Raw genomic sequence first — 26,716 nt, forward strand, 5'->3', positions numbered from 1 at the left:
TCAAACTCATTGGACTATCGCTAGCGCATCTTTTATAATAATAAAGAAGATAGAAAGGGGTAAGAAAATCTTGGACATACTTATCACAATCGGTGTCGTTTTAGTAGTCATAATTGCATACATCGGTATTAATGCACTAAGACTCAAAAAAGCTGTAACCAACTTAACACAAGAACAATTTATTGAAGGCTATCGTAAAGCACAACTAATCGATGTTCGTGAACAAAAAGAATTTGATGCTGGTCACATTCTTGGAGCACGAAACGTTCCTTCCACAACATTACGTCAACGTTATAAAGAAATTCGCCCAGATTTACCAGTATATTTATACTGTCAAAATACAGGCCGTAGCTCACGTGCTGCACTATTTCTTAAAAAACGTGGGTACAACCAAATTTACCAACTTCAAGGTGGATTCAAAACTTGGACAGGTAAAATAAAAGCCAAAAAATATTAATATTTCCCTAAAAAAGTCGTCTCAAAGAACTAGGAGACGGCTTCTTTTTATACAAAAAATTCAGAGTTTCTACTATATTATATCTATTGCAAAATTTTAAGTGGCTATTTATTGCATTTTACATATAATAAATGATCCGCTTCCTCTTCCCAGCACTCGTCCCATCATCATTTAGAGATTACTTTGATGGCCTTCACCCACATAAGCCTTTCGTATTTACCCATTTCCTCAAACTAGTGAAATCTTTGTATGTCCAAAAATACTAATTTTCGTTAGTAATTTTTATTTATGCACTACATTCTTCTATTTTTCTGAAAATAATATAAATTTATAGTTGAATAATTGTAAAAGCACTGCTAGGATATATAATATCTTAAAATAATATATAATTATAAAATTAATAAGCTATGAATGCTATGGATCAAACTATAGCAGGAGCAGTTCTGGAGAGAGCGCAATTTGCGTCGCCGAAGGGTTCACTATCTCAGGCAAAAGGACAGAGGAGTAATAACAGCTTTTTTAAGCGATGCCATACGAAGGTTAAGATGATTTGATGAAACATCCGTGATCAAATGGTATTTGTTATTCTGACGTTTTTCCGAGACTAGTGTCACAACTAGTCTCTTTTTTATTTTTCCAGTCATCATTTTTTATGCATCTTTGGGGGGATTAACGTGGAACAGCAACAATTAAAACGTGAATTAAAAAATCGCCATGTGCAGCTTATTGCCATTGGTGGGACAATAGGAACTGGTTTATTTCTAGGCTCTGGGAAAGCCATTGCGTTAGCAGGGCCTTCGATCATCCTTGCCTATTTAATAGTCGGAACGGCACTCTTTTTTGTTATGCGTGCATTGGGCGAACTATTATTATCGAATTCAGGGTATACATCATTTACAGATTTTGCCTCCGAATACATAGGGCCATGGGCAGGATATGTAACAGGCTGGACCTACTGGTTCTGTTGGATCATGACGGCGATGGCAGATATTATCGCTGTGGGGGTTTATACACAATATTGGTTTGATATCCCTCAATGGGTTCCAGCTATTGGTTGTTTAGTATTATTACTACTGCTGAATTTATTGACGGTCAAACTATTTGGGGAGTTAGAATTTTGGTTTGCTATCATTAAAGTGATTACCATTGTGGCGCTCATTATCCTGGGTCTTATTATGTTAGTGACAGGCTTTCAAACAAGCTCTGGGACGGTTTCAGTAGATAATCTTTGGGTCCACGGAGGCCTGTTTCCAAATGGAGTATATGGCTTTTTAATGGCCTTCCAGATGGTTGTTTTTGCTTTCGTCGGTGTGGAATTAGTAGGAGTATCTGCAGCCGAGACTGCAGACCCACAAAAAAACATCCCTTCTGCTATTAATAAAATACCATTTCGAATTTTACTCTTTTATGTAGGGGCACTGTTTGTCATCCTATGTATCAATCCATGGTATGAAATGTCTGCCGCAAGCAGTCCATTTGTCCAAGTATTTACGTTAGCGGGTATTCCAATTGCTGCAGGTATTATTAATTTTGTCGTGCTAACTTCAGCCGCTTCTGCTGGTAATAGTGGTCTATTCTCAACAAGTCGCATGCTCTTTAATCTTGGTAAAAATAAACAAGCATCACCGGCTTTTGCTAAGCTCAATAAAAATAGTGTTCCAAGTAACGCACTAGTCATTTCTGCAATTGTTGTATCTGCAGGGGCACTGTTAAGTAAGTTAATGCCAGAGAATGCCTTTAGTATCGTGACAACTATTAGTGCGATTTGCTTCATATGGGTGTGGAGTATTATCATCATTTCTCACATCATCTATAAACGGAAAAATCGTGCCCTACATGAGGCCTCAAGCTTCAAAGCACCATTGACACCTTTTATCAACTACGTAGTGCTTGCTTTTTTTGCTTTTCTATTAATTGTGATGTTTATTTCTGAGGCAACACGTACAGCACTTCTACTTACACCTATTTGGTTTATTGCCTTATTCATTCTATATAAAATGAAAAAAAGATGACTTCAGAGCTCACTCTGAAGTCATCTTCTACTCGTTAAAAAATGGTCATATCCCATTCTGTCGCTAAATGTTTCAGTAATTGGACACCTGCGACACTATTCCCGATAGGATCGATGGCTGGTCCATAAATACCTATTCCACAGCCAGCAGGGAATGGTGAATCTAATCCTGCATGGCCTGGGACAGCAGTAAGAATGGCACCAGAAACACCACTTTTAGCAGGAAGTCCAATAAATGCCGCAAATTTTCCTGAAGCATTGTACATACCGCATGTTACCATTAAAGCCTTTGCTAATTTTGCCACTTGTTTAGGAAATAATTGTTTCTTTAATAGTGGATGATGGCCATCATTAGCGATAACTAAACCAATCATCGCTAAATCGGATACATTAACTTCAATCGCACATTGCTTTAGGTACACCTCAAGAGCCGCCTCTACTGGGCAGTCCAAGAAACCAGAATCCATTAAATAGTAGGCTAGTGCTCGATTACGGTTAGCTGTTTGCCACTCTGATTGAAACACTTCCTCATTGATACTTAATTGCTTACCTATGATTTGCTCTAAAAATTGCAGGATTTTGTCAATCTTCTCTTGTGGTGAATGGCCAATCATCATAGAGGATACAGTAATCGCCCCAGCATTAATCATTGGATTAAAAGGCTTTCCTGGTTGATGACTTTCTAAGCGAATAATGGAGTTGAATGTATCCCCTGTCGGCTCCACATCCACCCGTTCTAATACATATGGCAATCCTCGATCCATACAGGCCAATATAAAGGTGATTACTTTGGAAACACTTTGAAGCGTAAATAATTCCGTCGTATCACCGGCTTTAATTTCATGCCCTTCAGTGCCAATAATAGCTATAGCTAATTGATTCGGGTCTTTTTTAGCTAATGCAGGGATATAGTTTGCGCACTGTCCTTCATTGGCGGCAGAGCGAAACTGAGTTACCCATTGTGCCACAAGCTGATCGTGACTTGGTTGTGTAGACATTACTGTGGACTCCTTTCAAAATGTGCAAAAACAGAGTCTTCATAGTTCTCCTATGAAGACTCTATCCATATTTTTGCTATCCTTTTATAGCTTTGGAGGCAATGTCCCCTCCGGAATTAACGATTCATACGTCTCCCCATCAAGACGTTCTTGCCATTCCTTTTTAGCTTCCTCAATCAGTACTGGATTAGCCAATAACTCAATCGCTGTACACGCCATAATTTTAGCAGCTTGTAGCATACCTTTATGGGCGATTGGCGTGACGCCTTGAGAAACAACTTGCCATGTATGCAGTGGCGTTCCTAATGCCATACATACTGTCGTACATTGAACAGTTGGCACATTCCAGCTAACATCTCCCACATCAGTAGAGCCACCCATGGTAAATTCAGGGAGCATACGAGGAATATGATCAGCAATAACTTTTCCTTGTAATTGTTGAACATCGCCTTTATGTAGACCAATTAATGAAGAGGCTTGTACGTCAGGAGAAAACGTATTGAAAATAGCCTGAGCATACTGTTCATCTTCTATTGTATAGTCTGGCATGCCAATTTCAAGTATTTGTTGATACATGACATCATAAAGCGTCTTATTCGTTATTAAATTTGAAGCTGCACCTTCAAAATCGATTTCTAGGGAAGTGCCTGTCATGAGCGTTGCACCCTTCGCAATATTTTCAACGCGCTGATAGATTTCTTGCACTTGTTGCTTTTTAGGTGCTCGCACTAAATAGGTAACCTCAGCATATGGTTGAACAACATTCGGAGATGTTCCACCAGAGTTTGTAATAGCGTAATGCACTCGTGCTTCTGGTATGATATGCTCTCGTAAATAGTTTACCCCAACGTTCATAAGCTCAACAGCATCTAATGCACTTCTTCCAAGATGAGGAGCAGCTGCAGCATGTGCACTTTTACCTGTAAACTTAAATGTAACAGCATAGTTTGCTAGAGAACTACAAGTCATCACAGTTGAAAAAGTACCAGGATGCCAAGAAATGGCGATATCTACATCATCGAATAAGCCAGCTTTCGCCATATAAGCTTTACCAGATCCATTTTCTTCTGCAGGGCAACCGTAAAAACGGATGGTTGCAGATTGTGGATGTTGCTCTAAATAATCTTTTACTGCAACAGCTGCTGCAAATGCGCCAGTTCCTAATAAATTATGGCCACAGCCATGACCACTTCCCCCATTTTCTAGAGGCTCATGAGTGGTAACACCACCTTTTTGGCTCAAGCCTGGTAGTGCATCATATTCCCCTAAAAAGGCAATGACTGGCTTTCCTGAGCCAAAAGTTCCAACAAGCGCAGTATCAAGACCCGCTACGCCAACCTCAGTTTGAAAACCCTCTTTTTCGAGTGCCTCTTTCATATATTGCATCGATTGTCTTTCTTGAAAATGAAGCTCCGGTACAGCCCAAATCGCATCGCTTAAGGCCACACTTGCTCTCTTCTTTGCCTCAATTAAAGTAGAAATTTTTTCTTGAAAACTCATTATTGTCCCTCCAATTTATTCATTCTGCTTTCAATAATGCTCCTTTTTGGTCGTTTAGCGTTACAAGCGACACAATACAAATGAGCGCGAATCCAATTAACATCCAAAAGGCTGCATCAAAGGAACCATTAAAGGCATCTACCATAAAACCAATAGCCATAGGCGTAACAAATCCCGCTAGCTGTCCGCCTGTATTTGCAATCCCCATAGCTGAGCCTGTTATAGACGAAGGCAATTTCTTTAGAACAATTACCGGTAGTAGCGTAATGACAAATGCAATAAATATAGAAACAACTGTTTGATAGCCAATAAATAATGTCACCGTTTTCGCAGTAAACATTAAATACAATAAAAGACCGATGACTGCACAGGAAATAGAGCCTAACACCTTTTCCATTCCTTTTGGAAGCTTATCGATGATATATCCACTACCATACACCCCAATAATCGTTGTAATGGCAGGGATCGTTTGTGCCCAACCTATGGACATTAAATCTAGTCCGCGATTTTTTTGAAGGTATGTTGGAATCCACGATACTAATCCCCAGTTCACCGCATAAATACAGAAATAAGCAATAATCAAATTCCACATGAGGGGTGTTTTCAATAGCTCTTTAAAGCTTACCTTAACTGCCGGACTACCTGTCTCAGCAGCATCTGCTGTTTCAGCTTTCGGGAGCTCAATGTATTTCCAATATAAATAAGCAATAATCGCTCCAATAGCCCCGATAATGATAAACATCATACGCCAGCCAATCGTTCCTAATAGATAAGCGGCTAACAGCGGTACAATTAGTGAAACAATCCCACCAGAAGTCAGCATGATCGACATCGCTCTTCCTCTTTCTTCTTTTGGGAAAATCGTGGCAATAATCTTAGAGCTTGATGGCTGGAATCCACCCTCCCCAATGCCGAATAAGAAACGAATAACAATCATCGCTGTTAAAGACCAGGCAATAGCCGTTAATCCGGTAAAAATGGACCACATGATGACAGCCATCAGCAAGATTCGTTTTGCGCCAAATTTATCAGCTAACCAGCCTCCTGGTATTTGCATAATGGCATAGCCTAAAAAGAAAGCGCTTAAAATGATACCCGTCGAAGATGCATCCAATTGCAAATCTCCTGTAATGGAAACGACCGCGTAGTTCATAATATAGCGATCTAAATTTCCTAAAGACCAGCCTAAAAATAATAGCGCAAGGATTACATTTCTAGATTTTTTCGTTACGTCATTTGTTGTCATTTATATCCCTCCCATGATCAAAAACCTTCTCTTTATGACAGTGACTGCATCACCGCTACTACAATCGTTCGTTACGATCCTTGCCCCCTTGCAAATCTAGTAAAATTAAAAACCCCTTTTATATACCGACATTTTCGTTATATATTCGTATAATAATCAAAGTACTCAAAAAAAACAATATTTTTTTGAAAATTTCTAATAGATAATCGTTTCTCCAGCTAGAATGACTTCCTCAAAAAAGCTCATAACTTGTGGGCTGATCTTTGTTTTATCGATCCAAAAATTTTAGAAAAAAAAATGTCCCAAACCATACATTGGTTTGGAACATTTTGTTAGATTCTAGACAAGCTGATACATTTTTATTGGTCTACCACGCGTATGCTGTAATTCTTCGCCACAAATTCTTGCTAAATCTACACTACATAAATCAGCAACAATACGCTGTGCATTTCTTTCACTCATTTGAAGCTGTGTCGCTAAATCCTTTGTCGTAAAATGCTTCCAGCGCATTTTCTGCACAAGCGCATGGATTTTCATATATGTTTTAATACTAATATTACCTTTTTTTAGCTTTTCTAAAATATCAGGATCTTCCGCTCGGTAAGAATAAGACAGCTCTTCCATATTTCCGACCGACTCAATAATCGTACCATCATCCTGAATCATAACGATATCGATGGCCTCATTTTCCTTAGTCTGCCTTAGCCCACGATGAGCATGTAGCTCTGCATTGAATACGGTCTGTGCAAACCCAATACCTGCAGTTACTTTTGCTTCCATTTCTATTGATAATTGAATCATTTTTTCCTGTAGAAATTTAATTTGTCCTTCAATGGCTCCTCTAGTACTAAAAATCGTATATTTTCCATTCCCCTCCTCAATGAGGGAACCGTCAATTTGTTCACAAAGTTGAAGTAGATTTTCCTTAGTCCGTAGCTCTAAATATTGGAGGCGATACCCTTGCTTCATACGCTCCTTTAAGGAATCAAAATCCTTGATTTCAAGCATTACTGCACCAATTTGAGTTTCTTTATAGTAGGACGTTTTAATTTTTTCGGTAAACAGCTGAACCGTATGGTAAATTTCTGTTTTTGTAGGAGATACCCAATAGGAGGGAACCCCTCGATCTTTCAGCTCCTCATCAACGGAAGGATAGCAAGTGATAGCAAAATCGATCTTTCCCTCCTGCCAAAGAGTATAGTGGAAATCAAACAACTCTTTTGGATCAATCGCCACATCAAATTCCTTTAAATACATGTTATTCACATTTTTTTGGATCTCCGCTAGACCCTCTGAAGCCATTTGTGAGGGAGAAGGTATAATATCGATGCTAACATTTTCAATAAACTTCTTTTGCCGATAGGATTGCTCTAAAAATCCTCTATAAATAGCCGCCTCCGAAAAAATGATATGAGCCAATTTATCCTGCGAAACCTTTGTTTGGCTCGCTATCTTATAGGGGATATAGCCAGAAAACAGCCAGAAATCCACATCTTGATCATAGGTCTCCACAAGATGCTTTGTCTCTGTCGCTATCGCATAAATATACGGAATAAATTCCATATCCTGTTCAATCTCTCTTGCTAAAGCAATAATTCTTTTGACGGATTTAACGGGTCCTACAACACCTATTTTATACATCTTTTGTTCCTACCTTCTTTGTGAAACTACAATAGTTATGTAAAAAATTTCTTTACTCTTCTGTTCATAGTATAGCGGACAACCAATTTACTAGACAAATAAAAAAATCAATACAGAAAAACCCCGAATTTCTCGGGGCTTATCTCATTTTATATCCTGTGGATACATGTTTTTATAAAGTAATTCCAATTTTTTGGAAAGTTTCCCATAAGCGGATTGCCAGGCTTTGATAGCCGCCTCATCGCCATCTGCTTTGTATAATGCATGGACGTCAGCAACCTTCTTCAAATCACTTTCGGCTTGTGTAAGCTTCGAGTAGTTTTTGACAATCTTTTTATCGTTAGCGCTCAAGGCATCATACTTAGTACGAATATCTTTTACTTTACCCTCTAGATCAGCTATATACTCACCATTGACGAGGAGAGAATTAATCGATTCAATTAAAGTCAAAGCATGTTCATTCGTTTGTTGTTGACCTTGTTGCTTTTCGCTAATCAATTTTCGAATATCAGAATGGATAAGGCTCACTTGCTTAGATGTAAGTTTTTCAAATGCCTTGATGACAGTGCTTGGATTAGGGCTAAATGATTTTTCATAGGTCTTCATAAAGGATTCTACTTTTTTTACATCCGCGATTGCCGCTTTTAAAATATCATAATTCGTTATCAGCTTTTTATCACTTGAGCTTAGACTACTGTATTGCTTAGAAAGTGTATTAATCTTATCGATAGACACTAGATATTGATCATTTGACACAATGGTAGCTATTTCATCATTCAATTGCTTTATATTCGGTGCATTTCCATCAATAATTTGATTCTTTAATAGTGCATCGTATTGCTCTTTTGCTAATTGTTGTTGATTAGCAGGTAATTTAGCATATGCTTTTTGCACAGACTCTATTTTTTTAGCTTGTTTAGCAGCATCCGTTTCTTCTTTAGCAGTTTGAATTTTTTTATAGAAGGATTTGACACCTGAAATGTCCTTCTGTGCAGCTGTTAGTAAATAGTAATTAGTTACGTATTTTCTTGCCGCCGAAGACAATTTTTTATAGGATTGTGCTGAAGCATCAACAGCCTTTTCTAATTGATCAAATGTAAATTTAGTGACATCCGCATATTTAGCAATATCACCCTTCAGTGCCTCAGCCGCAGCCTTATCATCAGGTACTTTCCCATCAACAGAACCTTTTGGGGTATTCAGTAAAAAATCGTCTGCATTGTAAACAAGCGATTGCTGTAAAGTCGTAAGCTTGTTAAAAGCTTTTAAAGTATTCGTATAGCTTGAATTCAATTTGCTTTCAGTAACACCTGTTGTGCCAGATAGCTTTTGATAAGCATCCATATCTTTAATCACTTTTTCAGCCGTTTTTAAATCCTTTTGTAAAGTAACAAGGCTGTCATACCCCTCTATTTGGGCTGCCGATGCTTTTGTTAAACTCTTATATTCTTTTACCATACGTGCCACATTGTTGACATGACTTTGCCAAGAACTAGCAGATGGATTTATTGGATAAATATCATCCCCAATATAGCTATCGATATCATTGTTTAATGTAGCAATTTGACTTTCTTCCGCACTTTCAGCTGTCGTTAAAAGCTGTACATACTTGTCTGGTACTAATTTTAATTGTTTATACGTTAATTTTTCATAGGTAGAACGAATAGACTTTGCAACCGTTACCTGCTTATTTGGCGTATTATTGGTTGATAATTTATCAAATGATTTAATAAATTGCTCCACTTTTTTAATATCCGCTTTGGCCTCATTTAGAATCGTTAGGTTTTGAACAGCCCCACGATAATTTTGGGATAATTTTGCGATATCTGCCTCAATCGTATTCACGACCCCTTGTAAGGAATCCTTATCAGAAGGAACATACTGTGAAATGCCATTCGAATAAGAGAGTAAATTAACGATTGCCTGATTAAGTCTTCTAACTTCTTTTATTTCCTCAAGATCATTTGGCTCATTTAAAAGGTTTTTAATGCTAGTATATAAAGCATCATTGACATCTAAGCTACGTTGTAATAAATCGAACTTATCGTATGCCGTTTCAATCTCTTTAATATATTTAGGCAAATCTTTGTCGTTAACTCCCTCTACCTTGTCCACTTTTTCATTTAATTTATTGATAAGGTCCACATCTTCAAGTGCTCGTTTAAGGACAGCATAATTCGATACATTCCCTTTAGCCGGGGCTGACAAAGCTTGATACTTACTTTCTAAAGCCTTTACTTTCTCCTCAAACGACTTTAAATCAGAAACATTATATTTGTTATCATTTACTAATAGATTACTAATGTCCTTTGTTAATGTATCTGTTGGTTCTTTTGATATAGAAATCACTTCAGAACGTGGAGATTCCACAAAAGAAGCGCCTACCTGAGCTTTGACTTTTACAATAATATCTTTGATTCCCTTATCTATCGCATCTTTCGGTATGGTATATGTGCTACCTGAAGCTCCCTCAATAATAGTGAAGGAATTTTCACCCTCGCCTAGGTGATAAAACCATTGATAACTATATGTAATTTGACCACTTGTTAATTTCGCTCCTGCCTTATCGGTTACAGTAACACCCGCTACTTTCACCGTTTCACCAGGTGCAACAAAATCTGAAGTCGAAAAGCCCTCTAACGTTGGCGTTGTAATCACAAGATCCAATTGATTAATGGTTCTTGGCTCACTTTGATATTTTTTTCCCTCAGTTGTAGTGGCTTCCACAAAAATGGTTTTACCCGCTGCTTCTACTGGCACCTTTAACGAAGCAGAAGTAGCACCTGCAATAGGTTTATTCGTGGACGTTTTTGAACCATCTTCACTAGCTACCTTTTCTAGATAATACCATTGGTAGGCATTGACTATGGCATTATTGGGTAATTGATGAACGGTTAATGTTTCATTCACAATATTCTGCCCCGTGACCGTGACCGTTTCCTCTGCACTTGCAACAGTTGGTACAATAAGTGCTACGGGTATTACTGCTGCTGTTAAAAATAATTTTTTATTCAAATCAGTTGACCTCCTCAATCCTTCTATTGAATTATATCGGCCACATCTCCCTGATTTCCTTTATTCAGGGGAAAGAATTCAAAAAAGTGTATATTCTCCTGTATTCTTATCTCTACAATAACAATATTTTGATATTATTTAGGCTCCCATGTTGTAGAAAAAAACAAAAGCCTTCTAATCCACACTCATAAAAATTATGAAGAGATTAAAAGGTGAAAATGTATGCATCTAGCGCTTTCTGCTTCATCTGATTATCCTCGAATCATATAAGTGGGTCGGTTCAGCGTACTATACACATAAGGATACGGATGTTGAGTTTCACTTACGCATATACGAATCATCATCCCTTCCCCTACTTTGCTGTTTAATGTGAATTTCCCATTAAACGCCTGAACCCTCTCTTGCATACCTTGAATGCCCATGGATTCGGCCAGTATAATGTCATCTAAATTACACCCTACCCCATCATCACTATACAAAACTTCAAAGCCTTCTTCCGTGCTTAGTAAATAGATGGTAACTGTATTGGCATAGGAATGTTTTAATGCATTGTTTAATAATTCTTGAAACAGTCGATAAATCATTAAATTTAAACGCTCGTCCTCTAAGTAAAGTCGATCAATAGTATATAACAATATAAAATTTGCCCGTTTTTGAATTTTTTGAATCAGCTTCTCAAGTGCAGCATTTAAGCCTAATGTATCTAATAAAGGAGGCTTTAAATTTTCACAGTATCCTCGTAAATCATTCAAGGAGGTAATCATATGCTCATGGAGCTTCCTAAGTTTAGTTGGTATATTTTCTGAATCCTTCATGTGCATCAGGACATCCATTTCTCTTGCAATATGAAGCTGCTCTTGTAAAATCGTATCATGAAGCTCTTGGGCTAACTGATACTTCTCCTCCTCAAAACGAAGCCAAAGTAATTTATTGAGCCAGGGTAGCTGACGATTATCTGCCTCTTTCATATGCTTTAACTGATCTAAGAGTTCCTCGACCATTTTAGTATTTTCAATAAAGTTATTTAAATATAACAGCAACAATTCCAGCCATAGCAATTCCTCATCCTTCAAATAAATAGATTTATTATGATCCACCACAAGGATACGTTTATAATTTGCATCTTGATGAATAAAGGCTATATAGAAATGATCTGTTTTTTTAATATCCCCTAATACTAATCGCTCAAGCAAAACTTCATCAATTTGATGTTGATTGTATTCTTTGGATTTGTTCGTTAACGTAACTTGGTGTGTTTGAAAATCATAGGTGAGAACATAAACGCTCTCCATCTCAAGTTGGAGCACAACTTCCTGGACAAACTTCTCCAATAAGTCCTCAATCTTCACAACTCTCCCTATACTATCGACGGTAGTATATAAGCGATGGATATAGTCACCTTTTGTAGAAAACAAAATCTTTCGCTTACGATAATCAACCCGCTCCTTAATGTAAAACAATGCCATTAAGGAGAGAAACGTAAAAAAGAACAGCTCCGTCATACGTGTAATCGATAAATCCGTCAATAAATACAAACCTCCCAAAAGCCAAATGGTAAAAGCAAATGAGAAATTAAAGTAATAGCGTATTCGTGATATAAAGTACTCCATATCAAATATACGTTCTGTGAGTTGTGTGAATAAGAAACTTAAAGGAATGAGCATTAGAAATAAAGAACATATATCAGCTTCTAATAATTGTTTATGAAATAGTATTTCAGGTAGTGCATAAAGAAATAAAAACGGCAAAAATGGAATGATAATACTACTTAACAATATTTTTAACTGTGGCGTTTTATATTTGATGTATCCTAGTATTATTATTCCTAGAATCACCAGCAATAAAAAGAAAAAAAGGCTTAAAACAATGAACGAATTTTCAAAATGAGTAGATGGATACAGATTGCTAAAGACACTTAGTACCACACCTGCGATTGGAATAGTATAAAACAAATTAATTTTTTTAGTAAACAACCATTTTAAATCCATAAACTTAAAATATATTTTCAAAAAGTGTAATAGTATAACTAAACAAAGTAGCATGCTACTTCGATTGATTATTATTCCTAATAGATTTAACCTAGCAGATGCCCCACTACTAACATAAGCTAAGGAAACAGTTAAGATAAAAAGAATCAATAAATTTAAGAGAATTGTATTTTTTTGTTTATAATATAAATATAAAGTGATAAATAATGTAAGAAGGAAGTAACAAAAAGGAACTATTAAAACATAAAAAAATTGTTCAGGTATATCATATAACTTAATATTTATGTTTATAACAGCCCCATTATCTTTCATTATTTTCAATTCTCTAGCTGCACGAATTACAGGTTCGTACTTTAAATCATGAAGACTATCAATCTGTTTTCCATCAACTTCTAAAATAATATCGCCTTTTTTTATTTTATGTTTTTCAGCCCATTCCTTATAATACGGCTCTATTAAAATCCATTGTCCATCCTCATTCTGAACATCCATACTTAAAACAGGCTTGCTGTATGTAACATTTAGTAAATAAAACCCAATTACCAAATATGTACTTACAGCAAGCCAAAACCACTTTTTATAATTAAAATTTAATACCAAATTGTACTTTCTAAACATACATCTTCATCAAACGAATCCAAAATTGCCATTTGTTCAAGTTCTGTTACACCAACAAGAGAAGCTTTCTTTTCTTTTAACAATGTTACCAACGACGGATTTTGCTCTAAATATTGAACCATGTTAATCATAAAATCGCTCCATTTCATTAGTTTTTTAGTTACTATTATTATCCAATAAAACCTCTGCGCAAAGGAATTATTAACCATATTTGTAACTATAAATTGATTATACCACCATTCACCTATAATTCAACATAATTTTCTAAAAAATACAATAATACAATAGAATATGTAATGAAATTCCTTAGTTTTCCATAGATTGACATAGAAAAAGCTTGCTCCTATTAGTAGGAACAAGCTTCTACACTTTTTACTTTTTCAATCAATATTAACCCTCTTGTAGCCACCTGTTTAAATGGGAAGAGACCAATATAGCATGTTGCGGATTCATATCGCCAACATCTACAACAAAAACCTGATAAGCTTCTTTCTCTAACGCCATTAAAAAGACCATTCCGCCTCCATCATCCCCTATGGCAACATAGCCTTTTGCATATTCATTCACTTCCCAAGTCTCATTTCTTTCCATTATTTCCTCGGTACCATATAGTAAAACACCATTCATAAGTGAAAAACCATTGGACTCTTTCAGGACGTTTTTATATTCCTGTGGAAGATGAATAGCCATGGTCTGTTCTATTAGCAGAATATCATGCTCACTAGCGGGAGGATTGGCAGTAAAAATATTATGTAAAGGAGACATTTTGTCACCTCCTCTTTGAAGATTTTTCATATCTATGCAAAACAAAACTTATAAAAAGCTTCGATTAAATCATCAATCTCTTGTTTTTTTACAATTGCGTTCAACCAATCAGTTGGAATTCCCTCCATTTGATGACACATACCTGCTAAAGCTCCCGTTATTGCCGCTATTGTATCAGTATCTTCTCCTAAATTGACTGCCTTTAAAATAGCTTCTTTGAAGGTAGATGCATGACCAACACTCCATATGGCTGCCTCCAGTGAATGAACAATATAACCGCTTGAATTAATTTCGTCTTCAGAGATACGTAAAAAGTTCTCTTCAAAAATTCTACTGTAGGCATTTAACTCTGTATGTAATTCATCCTGTAAATTATTTTGCAACAAGTTATATACCTCATTTAATGCAAGCTGAAGTGAATTATTTTTATATAAACTTAACAATAACTCAATATAAATGATAGACCCAACTATTGAACGTGGATGACTATGCGTGATCATGGTATATTGCTGGATCAACGCTTTTCTTTTCTTAAAATCATCTTCATTAATTAATACAAATACTAAAGGTGCAATCCTCATCAGCGTTCCGTTACCATTATCAAACTCGCCCGTTTTTCCACATTGCTCAGGCGCAACTCCCTTTTTATAACTTGACACAGCTTCAGCAGTAGTGATGCCAATATCAAACATTTCCCCAAAAGGTGTTAGATAGCCTTGCTCCATATATCGTACAAACTTATCCATTAAGCTTCGTGTATCGCCTTTTTCAATTATGTTTTCGACTAAACATAGCGTTAAAGAAGTATCATCTGACCATGTTCCCGGTGGTTGATTGTAAGTACCATACCCCATCACATCCTCTACATGAAAAGTCCCCCGCTTCTTAAACTCGACAGGTACGCCCATCAAATCACCAACTATCCCACCATATAAAGTGGCAAACAATCGTTCCTTCATCTTTGCATCTATCATAGGATTACATGCCTCCCTCCTCTAACTAACATACTATAAAGTAGACTATAATTGCAGATGCGAATTTCCCCCATCTTCTGTCCTAACTTGATAGCATTATGTTCGTTCTTGTGGTTTTGCTTAAATTCTTTCCAATCTATGACCACCGCCACAAAATATTGATTCTGTATGTATTATTTAATAGATTATTTGTTGGTAAACTTAATTCAGATGATGTTGTTTGCATTTGAATCCCCTCCTTCCACAAACCATCTAAGGGAAATTATAGAAAAAAATTCATATAAAAACCGCCCACTAAGAAAGTGAACGGTTTGTCAATTTTAAGCTTTTTGATAACGTAGTACAGGTGTACGAGCAGCACGTGTTTCGTCTAGGCGGGATACAACTGTAGTATGTGGTGCTTCTTGAACGATGGATGGATTTTCTTCTGCTTCTTTCGCAATTTGAATCATCACATCGCAGAATGCGTCTAATGTTTCTTTAGATTCTGTTTCTGTTGGCTCAATCATCAACGCCTCTTCCACATTTAATGGGAAGTACGTTGTTGGTGGATGGTAGCCAAAGTCTAACAGACGTTTTGCGATATCTAGTGTACGAACGCCCAATTTCTTTTGGCGATGACCAGATAAAACAAATTCATGTTTACAGTGACGGTTATATGGAAGATCGTAGAATGGCTCTAAACGACGCATCATATAGTTGGCGTTTAATACAGCATATTCTGTAACAGCTTTTAGGCCATCTGGACCCATTGTACGGATATACGTATATGCACGTACATTGATACCAAAGTTACCATAGTATGGTTTTACACGTCCGATAGATTGTGGACGGTTGTAATCGAAATGGTATGCGCCTTCTTCTGTTCTTACAAGTACTGGTTTTGGTAGGTACGGGATTAAATCTGCTTTTACACCTACTGGACCTGAACCTGGACCACCACCACCGTGTGGACCTGTAAATGTTTTATGCAGATTCAAATGCACACAGTCAAAGCCCATATCGCCAGGACGTGCTTTACTCATAACGGCATTTAAGTTTGCACCATCATAGTACACTTTACCGCCAACAGAGTGGATAAGCTCTGCCATTTCGATGATGTTTTCTTCAAATAAACCAAGTGTATTCGGGTTTGTTAACATTAAGGCAGCAGTGTCAGGACCTACTACTTTGCGAAGGTCTTCAATATCAACTAAGCCAGTTTCATCTGATTTAACTGTAATTGTTTCAAAGCCTGCTACTGTTGCTGAAGCTGGGTTAGTTCCGTGAGCAGAGTCAGGAACGATAACTTTGTTACGGTGACCTTCTCCATTTGCTTCATGGAAAGCACGGATCATCATTAATGCTGTCCACTCTCCATGTGCCCCTGCTGCTGGCTGTAATGTCACTTCATCCATACCAGTAATTTCTACTAATGACGTTTGTAGATCATAAAGAAGTTCCATGGCACCTTGTGCTGTTGACTCATCTTGTAGTGGGTGCACATTGGCAAAGCCAGAAAGACGAGCAACCGCTTCATTAATTTTCGGATTATATTTCATCGTACAAGAACCAAGTGGGTAGAAGCCAGAGTCTACACCATGATTTCTACGAGAAAGTGCTGTGTAGTGACGCATGATATCAAGCTCAGATACTTCAGGTAATTCTGCGGCCTCTGTACGTACTAGATTAGCAGGTAATATATCTGTTAGATCTACTTCAGGTACATCAAGCGCTTCTAAGCTATAGCCAACGCGACCTTCTTTTGAAATTTCAAAAATGAGTGTTTGATTTTCGTTATGCATGAAGAGCCCCCATTTCTGCAACTAGTGCATCAATTTCTTCTTTTGTGCGTAATTCAGTTACGGCAATTAGCACATGATTTTTAAGAGAGTCATAATTTTGACCTAAAGGATATCCACCGATAATACCTTTTTCAATTAAGCCTTTATTGATTTCCTTCACACATTTATTTGTTTTCACTACGATTTCATTAAAATGTGCACCTTGGAATGCTACTGTAAAGCCTGCTGCTTCAAAGGCATTTTTTGCATAACGTGTTTTCGCAATATTTTGTGTAGCCATATCGCGAATACCTTGTTTCCCTAGAGCTGTCATTGCTACAGAAGCTGCAAGTGCAAGAAGCGCTTGGTTCGAACAGATGTTAGAAGTTGCTTTATCGCGACGGATATGTTGTTCACGCGCTTGTAGTGTTAATACATAACCACGACGTCCTTCACCATCTACTGTTTCACCAACAAGACGTCCTGGCACCTTACGCATTAATTTAGTTGTCACTGCAAAGAAACCACAGTGTGGACCACCAAATGCTTCAGAGATACCGAAAACTTGTGCATCACCTACACAAATATCAGCACCTAGTTTGCCTGGAGGAGTTAAAATACCTAGGGCAAGTGGGTTAGACGATACTACGAATAAGCTTTTTGCTTCATGCGCAATATCACCAATTACTTGAATATCCTCAACTTGGCCAAAGAAGTTTGGATACTGAGCAATAACTGCTGCTGTATTGTCGTCAATTAGCTCTTTTAAAGCTGCAATATCAGTCACACCATCTTTATGTGGAATTGTAATGATATCAATAGATTGACCATAGGCATATGTAGCCACAACATCACGATATTCTGGGTGTACCGTTTCAGAAACTAAAATTTTCTTACGACGTGTATGTCCAGCAGCCAACATTCCCGCTTCGGCCAATGCTGTACCACCGTCATACATAGAAGAGTTGGCAAGATCCATACCAGTAAGCTCTGCAATCATAGTTTGGAATTCAAAAATAGCTTGAAGCTCACCTTGTGAAATTTCAGGTTGATATGGTGTATAAGCTGTATAAAACTCTGAGCGAGAAATAACATGGTCCACGATCACTGGCTTGTAGTGGTTATAAACGCCAGCACCTAAAAACGATACATTCGCATTTGTATCTTTATTTTTAGCAGCAAGTGCCGTTAACTCTTTTAATAAAGCAGATTCCGATTTTGCTGCCTTGATGTCATAAAGGCCTTTAAAACGTACTTTCTCTGGAATATCCTCGAATAATTCATCAACTGAGGATACACCGATTACGTCTAACATTTCTTTTTGATCTTGCTCCGTCATTGGTAAATAACGATGTTTCATAAATGTAGGTCCCTCTTTTCAACTATTATTTTGAACGCTTGTAAAACGGTGTTTCAACTGTAATTACTTTTAGTTGCTTACCACGGATTTCAATTTCTAATTCATTTCCGATTGTTGCGAATTGACTGTCAATTAACGCGTGACCAACATTACGTTTTGAGGAAGGAAGCTGTGTTCCTGTTGTAACTTCACCAATTTCCTTACCATCTTTAAACACTTTATAGCCATGGCGTGGAATCCCTTTATCGATCATTTCAATTCCGACTAGTTTGCGTGGAAGACCATTTTCCTTCTGAGCTACTAATGCATCATGACCAATAAAATCTTCTTTATTTAATTTCACAGCAAAGCCGATACCTGCTTCAAGAGGAGAAATGGTTGCTGATAATTCTTGACCGTAAAGTGGCAGACCTGCTTCAAAACGTAGAGTATCACGACATCCTAGACCTGCAGGAACAACACCTTTGTCTTGACCAGCATCTAAAATTTTACCCCATAGCGCTTTAATATCTTCTGGTGCTCCATATAATTCGAAGCCATCTTCTCCTGTGTATCCACTACGAGAAACTAATACTTTATGTCCTGCGACTTCTACATTTTCTTGGAATCGGAAAAATTTAATTGCACTTACATCAGTGGAAGTTAGGGATTGAAGAACTTCCTCTGCTAAAGGTCCTTGTAGGGCAATTTGTGCATAGGCTTCAGATTGATTTTCAATGGTCACATTATATTGATGTTGATTTTCCAGCATCCAATCATAGTCTTTTTCGATATTTGCTGCATTCACGCATAATAAATAATGTTCATCAGCTAACTTATATGTTAATAAATCATCGACAACACCGCCGTCCTCATAGCACATTGCTGTATATTGTGCCTGGCCAGTAGCTATTCTTGAAACATCATTGGATAAAAGATTTTGTAAAAAATTTAATGCATCGGGACCTGTTACTAAAATTTCACCCATATGGGATACATCAAATAATCCCGCACGATTACGTACTGCATCATGTTCATCTTTAATAGAAGAGAATTGAACTGGTAATTCCCATCCACCGAAGTCAACCGTCTTGGCACCGTATTTCGCATATTCTTCAAATAGAGGTGTACGTTTTAATTCATTCGTCATTCTTTTTTGCCCCCTTATTGTTAGTTACATTTTTACTGGTAGTAGTTCGTCTGCTTTTTGTATGGGTACAGTCATGACTTAGCAAAGTAGACGCTTCACGGAGTACCTAAAGACATAAAAAAAGACAGACGAACCCCTTTTCGGGATTCTCTGTCCTTGCACCTGAAAGTTACACCAGACTAACTCGCATGGTTGATAATGCCAATCAGTCGGCTTTCCCCTTTGGTGGCTGCTATTGTTATACTACAGCTCTCTCCAGAGTTGCGTCTTATACGAGTCCTTTTACCTGAGAGATTCATAGCCATTGCTACTTGCTCCTTCGGTGGCGTTTAATTACGCTCTCTCCCCGTACAATCATCCGCCCAAGATACATCTTGGTACTATTTAGTATTCAATGAACATTTAGTTACTTATTTGTCTATATCCTAACATTAAATGCATTGAAAAGGCAATCATTTTTTAAAAGATAATAAAACACGAACATTAATAAGTCGTATATCTTTCATCGTTCGTTTTTAAGCCTTTTTACTTGGAACACTAAATACTCTAAAATTTGACGAATGGTTCTGCCCTCTGTCAAGACCTGAATATGCCCTGCATCACGATAAAACTTCCTCCTGTAATGATACAGACTTTCTAGCTCCTCTTTTGTCGAGCTTTGTACGATTGGTCTGTTAGGATCATGCTGAACTCGTTTATAAATATCCTCAAACGAAGCATCTAAAAAAAACACTAAGCCACTGCGCCTCATAATTTTTCGATTTTCAGCATTAATCGCAACTCCACCGCCCGTAGAAATAATACAAGCCTCATCGCGGAAACTTTTCAAAAATTCTGTTTCTATTTTTCGAAAATGGGCCTCTCCGTACTTTTCAAAAATCTGCGGGATGGACATTCCTTGCTGTCTCACTATTTCATGATCCATATCATAATATGGCATCTTTAATAAAAAGCTTAAACGTCTTCCTAAAGCACTCTTTCCACTACCCATAAAACCAACTAAATATATTTTTCGCAATTCGAATCACCTTCTTATAACTACGATTCTACACTGTCTGACAAAATTTGTCCCAATAAATTTATCGTAGCTTGAACATTCAATTTTTCGAGCCCATCATATGTTTGAAATTGCATTTCATATGACATACAATACGCAAGAAGAAAAGTAGTTACAAGAAATAATAATGCAATTGCGATTAAAAAAATAGCCCCACTGTCATTTTTCAATAATTGGCACATAGAAGGTTCGCTCCTTTTGCATACCACTAGGCATTTCCACCGCTACCGTCAGCATATTTTCGCTATAGGTAAAGTGACATTTATTAATGCCAATTAGCATGGGAACATGTCCTCCATTTACTTGTTCACGAATGATGTTACGATAGCAATCAATATAATGGACAGATTCCGTGGTCTGGAAAGTGATTCTATTGTGATTATCCCGCACGGAGAACGTTAAAATATCCTTTAGCCCTTTATTTAAATCATACACAAACAGCTCCCATCTCGACTGTTCATCCGTTTGCATAGTTGAGGTCATTTCAGCATACCACAGCATAATTAGGACAAAAAGGTGAGAAATAAGCACAAACACAATTAATTGAAACATTGCTTCTAGTAAGGTATAGCCCTTTTCATTATTCATTGACATTACCTGTAAGGGAAATACATTTTTGGCGTTGCTTGAGTATATTGTGAAAACGAACACAAATCTCTCCACCATGAAACCCCCATTGATACTCAACCTGTTCAATAATTCTTGTGCCTTCAGTTTGTTGTATAGCTTGAAATAGTTTCAAGCCCTCGTACGCTGTTTCAGCTGCAATCATTTCCATTTTTTTATTCGTAAGGTTCGTTTTCATCGTATAGGTAATGGGCAATAAGGAGCTGCAAAGTAACATCAAGATGCCCATAGCCAAAATCGTTTCAACAAAAGAATAACCAGACTCATTCAATTCTCGCTCTCCCTCGCCCTAATGTAATGATTACCTTTTTCTTTCCGTGTGGCGTTTGAAACGTTAGGGTGCCAGCTGACCTGACATTGCCATTAACATTATAAACAATAGTATAAATAGAGCTCTCATCAGGCGAAAATTCGACTCCTTTAGGGAATGGCCGTTCATATAGATTGGAAAAAACATCTTTTTGAATAACGTAGCGCCTTGTAGAGCTTTCAAATTTCATCGCGATATATTGTCGCTTGTTCATGCTATAGGTTTGAATATACTGAATATCTAGTTGAATTTGAGTAAAAAAACGCTCTAATTCCTTTGACTCCGCTAATTTTAAAGTGAATTTGCTAACAATAGCTGTTAGACTCATAACAAGAAATAAAACAATCAGCATTTCGAGGATCGTAAAGCCCAACTCATTTTGTCGCTCTCTCATTAGCCATTCGTACCTGCACCTACATTTGCTAAGCGTACCTCTCCCTCAGTCGTAATAACTATTTCTTCTTTATTAGGACAAGTTGTTTCATTTTCTTTTAAATATCCTTCTTTCACTAAATCCTCCAGATTTGGATATGCCATAAGATCCACTCTATAGGCTTCTACTTGCCCCTGTACCATATTAATATACGCAGCACAGCCCTTCTCATCAATCGTAGCAAAGTGCTTCGTAACATTTGGAATTGTGATTAAAATAAGAATTGAAATGATTAACAAAACAATGAGCATTTCGATTAAAGTAAAGCCATTTTGTTGTTTGATTTGTTTCATCTTGCTCCTCCTAAACTAAATCAATCATATGATAAATTGGTAATAGTAAACTGACATAGGCCGCTAAAATACATATAGCAATAATAATAAAGAAACTTGGTTGGATGAAGGCGAGCACCTTCTGCAATAGTTGCTCCTGTTTTTCCATTAATAATTCGCTATACAATGTAAGTTCCTTCCCTAAATAGCCACTCTGTTCTCCATGTTCTACAAAACTAGCAAAATCCTTGTGAAAAATAGACATAATTTGTACTGCTTGCGTCAATGACTCTCCAAAGATTACCCTTTCTTTAATTCGACGTGACAGATGCTGTAGAAAAGGTTGAAAGGATTGTTCCTCTAGAATTTGAAGACTAGCCTGCAATGAAAACCCACTCTGCAGTAAACTACCTAAATAAGCAGCAAATTGTCTTGTCCATGATAGTCGGATATAGATTTGAAAAAGTGGGATTTTTAATAATATTGATAGTCGCAAAGGAATGGGTTGGCGTTTAAGATAGAAGTGTAAAATCAATAAACTGACTATTACAATCGAAGCTGTTACCATCATGAAATCGGGGACATGCAGTAAGATTTTAGATAGCGCCACGCTTGTCTTCCCACCTTCAATCGAGCGACTTGATACCATTTGCTTAATATTAGGTAAGAAAATTGTTCGGAATATAAAGAATAGCAACAATAAAAATAAAATTAGTATGACAGGATAAACAAGCAATTTAATTAACTTTTTCTTCGTCTTCTCACTGACAATCATTTGCTTTGCCATACCTTTTAATCCTTCAAGCATATGTCCGTTGTTTTCTGCCACTTTGATCGCTACTAAATGATGTTTAGCCAGCTGCAATGTTTCCAAAATACTTGTTACGCCTTCTCCTTGTCTAAGTTTTTCATCAATTTGTTGCTGAATTTCCTCATGACCATCTATATGATGAGGTAGTAGCATGGAGATAGCCTGTGGAAATAAGTAGCCCTCCTGCATTAATACAGATAAACGTTGAATAAATTGCGCTTGCTCCTTTACACGCCATTTGGTAGCTCTGTTGTAATATAATTGGAATTTATCGATGTATGTTTGTAACTGCATAATGGCTCTCCACTAATTCTTTTTGTCCCTTTAAGGTTAATTCGTATGGTAGATGAAAATTCCCCTTATCTAAAATAGCGGTAATAGCCTGATTTAGATGAACATCCGATAAAATTTCATACAACGCACGTCGATCACCCTGTAAGGCTGATGAATGAAAAAGGACTTGGGCAACAATACCAATGACAGTTTGCCGAAGCTCATCTATCGACACCCCTAAGTCCATTAAACGGTAAAGACAGCTAAGAGAATCCTTCGCATGAATAGTTGAAACAACTAAATGACCAGTCAAGCTCGCCTCTATGGCAATTTTCGCCGTTTCTTTATCTCGAATTTCTCCTATCATGATTACATCCGGTGAATGTCGCAAAATAGCTTTTAACCCCGTAGCGTATGTAACGCCTGCTCGTTCATTCACCTGAATTTGAAGTAAATTTGCTTGTTTATTTTCTACTGGGTCTTCCAAGGAAATTACATGCCTATTTAATTCGGTAGAACAGTAGTGGATTAAAGAATAGAGTGAAGTGGACTTACCAGATCCTGTCGCCCCTGTAAAAAACAAAAGGCCTTGTCGATTCTGTACAAGTTCCATTAATTTGTAGGCTGAGCTTTTAAAAAAACATAAGGAAGTTAGTGGAAAAGAATGATTTTGGAGAAGTAAGCGGATAATGAGGCTTTCTTTTAAAAATACGGAAGGCAGTGTAGATACTCGAAAAGCATATGGCTGTTGTTCCATTGCCTTTTGGAATGAGCCGCTTTGAGGTTTACGACGCTCACTTATGTCTAATTGTGCCAGAAACTTATAATAGGAAATCATCCGTTCCGCAAGATCGTTTGGTAGTTCACCTGCATGAAGAAGTTTGTCATATTTCCGAAAATAGATCCGATAATTTATATTGCTTGGCACCAATAATAAATCAGTTGCACCAAAATGATAGGCTTTTAGTAAAAGTTGCTCACATTTTTGTTCAACAACTATTTCAAAATTCTGCATATATGCACCCCTCTTCTAGTTCATTCGAATATGACCGCGTATTCGTTATTTCCTAGTATAAATAGGATCTTCTTACGAAGAAAGCCCTTTTCTGAAAATAAAAATTTGTTATAAAATTTCCTATCATTCATGTTTTTTGCTATAAAAATGTGGATAAAGTGCAATTTCCCACTAAAATAGAAGATCAATACATGAAAAAATTAATATTTATGCCGAAATGAACTGTATCTTTTTCAATAATGGAATATAATAGAATGAACATGATTATTTTCCTAACACTTGGTAGACGAACATAATTTTATAAAAAACTAATGAGGTGAAGCATATGATCCATCCATTGAAAATTACCAGCACTTTAGCTGATGAAACAAGATACTCTATTTATGAGTACATATTGAAAGAGAAAAAAACAGTGACCGTCCAACATATTGCTGATCAGTTTGGCATCCATCCAAATGTCGCTCGACTTCATTTAACAAAGCTTTCAGAAATTAATATTATTTCCGCAGACTATGTGAAAACGGGTAAAGGTGGTCGACCTGGACGCGTGTATAAGGCTTCTGAGAAAGGCGTATCATTAACTTTTCCTAGACGTGACGAAGAGCGTTTACTGAAATGGACAATTCAATTAGTGGAAGAGCTTGGACCATCTGTCTTAGAAAAATGTCAGGAAATTAGCTATCAAGATGGCTATCAGCAAATGAAACAAAATATAAACGCTGAATTGACAATCAATAATTCCCTTTCCTTCGACGAGAAGCTTCAACTATTAACTGACAATGCCGCATTAATCGGCTATGTTCCACAAATTCAACAAACAGAGCGTGGCAAAAAGGTTATATTCTCCATTTTTAATTGTCCATTCCAAGAGCAACTTACAACACATTCGGATATTGTCTGCTCATTACATGAATCCTATTTAAAAGGGCAGCTAGATGCGTTATATTCAAACAATGAATTTGTGCAAATTGAGAGTATGATACATAATTGCGATTTATGTAAATATGAAATAAACGTGACAGAAATCGATAGCTAGTTAAAAAATCCATTTGTTTGTCACAAAGACTGAGAAGTTCCAGTTTACAGACACCTTTCCTATCATTTATAATGAGTAAGAGATTATTGTGTCGTGGGCAAAAGGAGGGGAAATTTCATGGATAATATGTATAAAGTTATGGCATTCTGGACAGGTATTTTTGCCGTTATGTTCTACCTTGGTGGTATGAACGAGGTATCGCTATTATTCTTAGGTAATACAGGTTTATTCTTATTATTAGGCTTCTTAAACCTTTCAGAACGTATGTACATGTACATTTTCGGAGCATATTTAACTGTATTCTTCGCTGGCTTCACGTACTATACAACATTCATTCACGTACCTGGTGGCGGTCATTAATACAACTAAAAAAGCGTATCTCATTAACGAGATACGCTTTTTTTAACGCATGGTATTTTAAAATCCATTTAAAAACGGGTTTGTTTCCATTTCTGCACTGACAGTTGTATAATTTCCATGACCCGGATATATGATTGTATCCTCAGGTAATGATAATAATTTGTCATGAATAGATGCTAATAATATTTTGGAGGACCCACCAATTAAATCTGTCCGTCCTACACCCTGTTCAAATAATGTGTCTCCCACAATCGCAAAGCCGTCATTTTCAAATACATAAGAAATGCTACCAGGTGAATGTCCTGGTGTAAATACAGCTTGAAACACAAAGTTGCTCATTTCAAATTGTTGCTCTTTTTTAATGATAGTGTTTTGATCTGGTGTAGCTACCCTATAATCTGGTAATGCAGCATATTTACTAGAGCCATTCTTTTCTGGATCTCCTAGCCAGCTAACCTCTTTTTCATGGATCCACACAGGTACATTAAATGTTTCCCTTACGGCATCCACCGCACCAATATGGTCAAAATGTGCATGCGTTAAAAAAATGGCTAACGGTTTTAAACCATTGCTTCGAATTGTTTTAATAAGACGCTCCGCTTCTTCACCTGGATCAAATACGATACATTCCTTGTCTTTATTCGATACGATATAGCAATTCGTTTGGACTGGACCAAGAGAAAAACTACGTACGTTCATCATAGATATCACCTCATTTTTCTATTATACAGGCTTTGCCACAATTTGACGATAAATGTTCATAGTTTGCGCTATAATAGTTCTCGACAAAAACAGGTAGAACGATTACAATTAAGGAGGAATATTGTTTACGACATTCATTTTCTGATGTCGAAAGGAGTGTCTATTTTTAATGAACTTATTAATGGTTATTTTTGGTCTAGTAGCGATTTTAGCTGTAGTTGGTACATTCCAAGCAATTAAAGAAAAGAACCTTTTAAGCGTTGTTTTCAACTTATTAAGTGCTGTCGTTTTTGGATGGTTTGTCATCATGACAATCGTTCATAGCGGGTATCCACCAAAATTACACTAAAATTTA

25 protein-coding genes and 2 riboswitches are annotated in these 26,716 nt (G+C 37.0%); of the genes, 5 read left to right on the forward strand and 20 right to left on the reverse strand.

Annotation, left to right across the window (positions count from 1 at the left end; translation table 11 throughout):
* Positions 1-70 precede the first annotated feature (70 nt).
* Together MKY88_RS15265 and MKY88_RS15270 are read left to right on the forward strand one after the other, a co-directional pair.
* Positions 71-457, forward strand: a complete 387-nt coding sequence (locus tag MKY88_RS15265) for a rhodanese-like domain-containing protein (RefSeq protein WP_036122960.1) — start codon at positions 71-73, stop codon at positions 455-457.
* Between the two features lie 433 nt (positions 458-890).
* Positions 891-967, forward strand: a riboswitch (glycine riboswitch).
* Positions 968-1,131: 164 nt separating this feature from the next.
* Positions 1,132-2,469, forward strand: a complete 1,338-nt coding sequence (locus MKY88_RS15270; protein WP_193832542.1) for an amino acid permease — start codon at positions 1,132-1,134, stop codon at positions 2,467-2,469.
* Positions 2,470-2,503: 34 nt separating this feature from the next.
* Here the strand turns inward: MKY88_RS15270 and MKY88_RS15275 are convergent, their stop codons facing one another.
* The 19 genes from MKY88_RS15275 to comGA form a co-directional block, all read right to left on the reverse strand.
* Positions 2,504-3,466 carry a glutaminase gene (locus MKY88_RS15275; protein ID WP_193832543.1) on the reverse strand — a complete coding sequence of 321 codons (963 nt, stop codon included), beginning with the start codon at positions 3,464-3,466 and terminating at the stop codon, positions 2,504-2,506.
* An 84-nt stretch (positions 3,467-3,550) separates the two neighbouring features.
* Positions 3,551-4,966 (reverse strand): M20 family metallopeptidase, encoded by a 1,416-nt coding sequence (locus tag MKY88_RS15280; RefSeq protein WP_193832544.1) that lies wholly within the window; start codon positions 4,964-4,966, stop codon positions 3,551-3,553.
* 19 nt (positions 4,967-4,985) lie between these two features.
* Positions 4,986-6,212: an MFS transporter gene (locus tag MKY88_RS15285; protein WP_193832545.1), complete on the reverse strand. Its 1,227-nt coding sequence runs from the start codon at positions 6,210-6,212 to the stop codon at positions 4,986-4,988.
* A gap of 339 nt (positions 6,213-6,551) precedes the next feature.
* The gene (locus tag MKY88_RS15290; RefSeq protein WP_340814055.1) at positions 6,552-7,853 is read right to left on the reverse strand and encodes a hypothetical protein; all 1,302 of its coding nucleotides are present in this window, start codon (positions 7,851-7,853) and stop codon (positions 6,552-6,554) included.
* A 144-nt stretch (positions 7,854-7,997) separates the two neighbouring features.
* Complete coding sequence (locus MKY88_RS15295) at positions 7,998-10,868, reverse strand: hypothetical protein (RefSeq protein WP_340814057.1); 2,871 nt, start codon at positions 10,866-10,868, stop codon at positions 7,998-8,000.
* A 251-nt stretch (positions 10,869-11,119) separates the two neighbouring features.
* Positions 11,120-13,456: an ATP-binding protein gene (locus tag MKY88_RS15300; RefSeq protein WP_340814058.1), complete on the reverse strand. Its 2,337-nt coding sequence runs from the start codon at positions 13,454-13,456 to the stop codon at positions 11,120-11,122.
* Positions 13,447-13,605 (reverse strand): competence pheromone ComX, encoded by a 159-nt coding sequence (gene comX, locus MKY88_RS15305; protein WP_193832549.1) that lies wholly within the window; start codon positions 13,603-13,605, stop codon positions 13,447-13,449. Before comX ends, MKY88_RS15300 begins: the two co-directional genes overlap by 10 nt.
* Before the next feature lie 259 nt (positions 13,606-13,864).
* On the reverse strand, positions 13,865-14,239 hold the full coding sequence (locus tag MKY88_RS15310; RefSeq protein ID WP_340814059.1) for an SMI1/KNR4 family protein: 375 nt from the start codon (positions 14,237-14,239) through the stop codon (positions 13,865-13,867).
* 32 nt (positions 14,240-14,271) lie between these two features.
* A complete protein-coding gene (locus tag MKY88_RS15315) occupies positions 14,272-15,213 on the reverse strand; it encodes an ADP-ribosylglycohydrolase family protein (RefSeq protein ID WP_193832551.1) in 942 nt (313 codons plus the stop codon).
* Between the two features lie 320 nt (positions 15,214-15,533).
* Positions 15,534-16,997, reverse strand: a complete 1,464-nt coding sequence (gene gcvPB, locus MKY88_RS15320) for an aminomethyl-transferring glycine dehydrogenase subunit GcvPB (RefSeq protein ID WP_036221527.1) — start codon at positions 16,995-16,997, stop codon at positions 15,534-15,536.
* Complete coding sequence (gcvPA, locus tag MKY88_RS15325) at positions 16,990-18,336, reverse strand: aminomethyl-transferring glycine dehydrogenase subunit GcvPA (protein WP_069481949.1); 1,347 nt, start codon at positions 18,334-18,336, stop codon at positions 16,990-16,992. Before gcvPA ends, gcvPB begins: the two co-directional genes overlap by 8 nt.
* Before the next feature lie 25 nt (positions 18,337-18,361).
* Complete coding sequence (gene gcvT, locus MKY88_RS15330) at positions 18,362-19,465, reverse strand: glycine cleavage system aminomethyltransferase GcvT (RefSeq protein WP_193832552.1); 1,104 nt, start codon at positions 19,463-19,465, stop codon at positions 18,362-18,364.
* Positions 19,466-19,729: 264 nt separating this feature from the next.
* Positions 19,730-19,823, reverse strand: a riboswitch (glycine riboswitch).
* Between the two features lie 144 nt (positions 19,824-19,967).
* Positions 19,968-20,483 (reverse strand): shikimate kinase, encoded by a 516-nt coding sequence (locus MKY88_RS15335; RefSeq protein WP_069481951.1) that lies wholly within the window; start codon positions 20,481-20,483, stop codon positions 19,968-19,970.
* A 198-nt stretch (positions 20,484-20,681) separates the two neighbouring features.
* The gene (gene comGF, locus MKY88_RS15340; RefSeq protein ID WP_193832553.1) at positions 20,682-21,110 is read right to left on the reverse strand and encodes a competence type IV pilus minor pilin ComGF; all 429 of its coding nucleotides are present in this window, start codon (positions 21,108-21,110) and stop codon (positions 20,682-20,684) included.
* The gene (locus MKY88_RS15345; RefSeq protein WP_340814062.1) at positions 21,103-21,420 is read right to left on the reverse strand and encodes a hypothetical protein; all 318 of its coding nucleotides are present in this window, start codon (positions 21,418-21,420) and stop codon (positions 21,103-21,105) included. The genes comGF and MKY88_RS15345 overlap by 8 nt, the downstream gene beginning before the upstream one ends.
* Positions 21,413-21,853, reverse strand: coding sequence for a competence type IV pilus minor pilin ComGD (gene comGD / locus MKY88_RS15350; protein ID WP_069481954.1), 441 nt, complete (start codon positions 21,851-21,853; stop codon positions 21,413-21,415). Before comGD ends, MKY88_RS15345 begins: the two co-directional genes overlap by 8 nt.
* Positions 21,853-22,185: a competence type IV pilus major pilin ComGC gene (gene comGC / locus MKY88_RS15355; RefSeq protein ID WP_193832555.1), complete on the reverse strand. Its 333-nt coding sequence runs from the start codon at positions 22,183-22,185 to the stop codon at positions 21,853-21,855. The genes comGD and comGC overlap by 1 nt, the downstream gene beginning before the upstream one ends.
* A 10-nt stretch (positions 22,186-22,195) precedes the next feature.
* Positions 22,196-23,269 (reverse strand): competence type IV pilus assembly protein ComGB, encoded by a 1,074-nt coding sequence (gene comGB, locus MKY88_RS15360; protein ID WP_193832556.1) that lies wholly within the window; start codon positions 23,267-23,269, stop codon positions 22,196-22,198.
* On the reverse strand, positions 23,244-24,263 hold the full coding sequence (gene comGA, locus MKY88_RS15365) for a competence type IV pilus ATPase ComGA (RefSeq protein ID WP_193832557.1): 1,020 nt from the start codon (positions 24,261-24,263) through the stop codon (positions 23,244-23,246). Before comGA ends, comGB begins: the two co-directional genes overlap by 26 nt.
* A gap of 325 nt (positions 24,264-24,588) precedes the next feature.
* Between comGA and MKY88_RS15370 the strand changes: the two genes are divergently transcribed.
* The gene (locus tag MKY88_RS15370; RefSeq protein ID WP_069481958.1) at positions 24,589-25,299 is read left to right on the forward strand and encodes a helix-turn-helix transcriptional regulator; all 711 of its coding nucleotides are present in this window, start codon (positions 24,589-24,591) and stop codon (positions 25,297-25,299) included.
* A 117-nt stretch (positions 25,300-25,416) separates the two neighbouring features.
* A complete protein-coding gene (locus MKY88_RS15375) occupies positions 25,417-25,659 on the forward strand; it encodes a DUF2626 family protein (RefSeq protein ID WP_004231035.1) in 243 nt (80 codons plus the stop codon).
* Positions 25,660-25,716: 57 nt separating this feature from the next.
* On the opposite strand, the gene MKY88_RS15380 is transcribed toward MKY88_RS15375, so the two are convergent.
* Entirely contained in the window at positions 25,717-26,361 is a 645-nt protein-coding gene (locus MKY88_RS15380; protein WP_193832558.1) for an MBL fold metallo-hydrolase, read from the reverse strand.
* A gap of 169 nt (positions 26,362-26,530) precedes the next feature.
* On the opposite strand from MKY88_RS15380, the gene MKY88_RS15385 reads away from it, so the two are divergent.
* Positions 26,531-26,710 carry a DUF2759 domain-containing protein gene (locus MKY88_RS15385; RefSeq protein ID WP_031416957.1) on the forward strand — a complete coding sequence of 60 codons (180 nt, stop codon included), beginning with the start codon at positions 26,531-26,533 and terminating at the stop codon, positions 26,708-26,710.
* The last annotated feature ends 6 nt before the right edge of the window (positions 26,711-26,716 follow it).

The organism is Lysinibacillus sp. FSL R7-0073 (assembly GCF_038009065.1).
In the GTDB taxonomy this organism is placed as follows: domain Bacteria; phylum Bacillota; class Bacilli; order Bacillales_A; family Planococcaceae; genus Lysinibacillus; species Lysinibacillus fusiformis.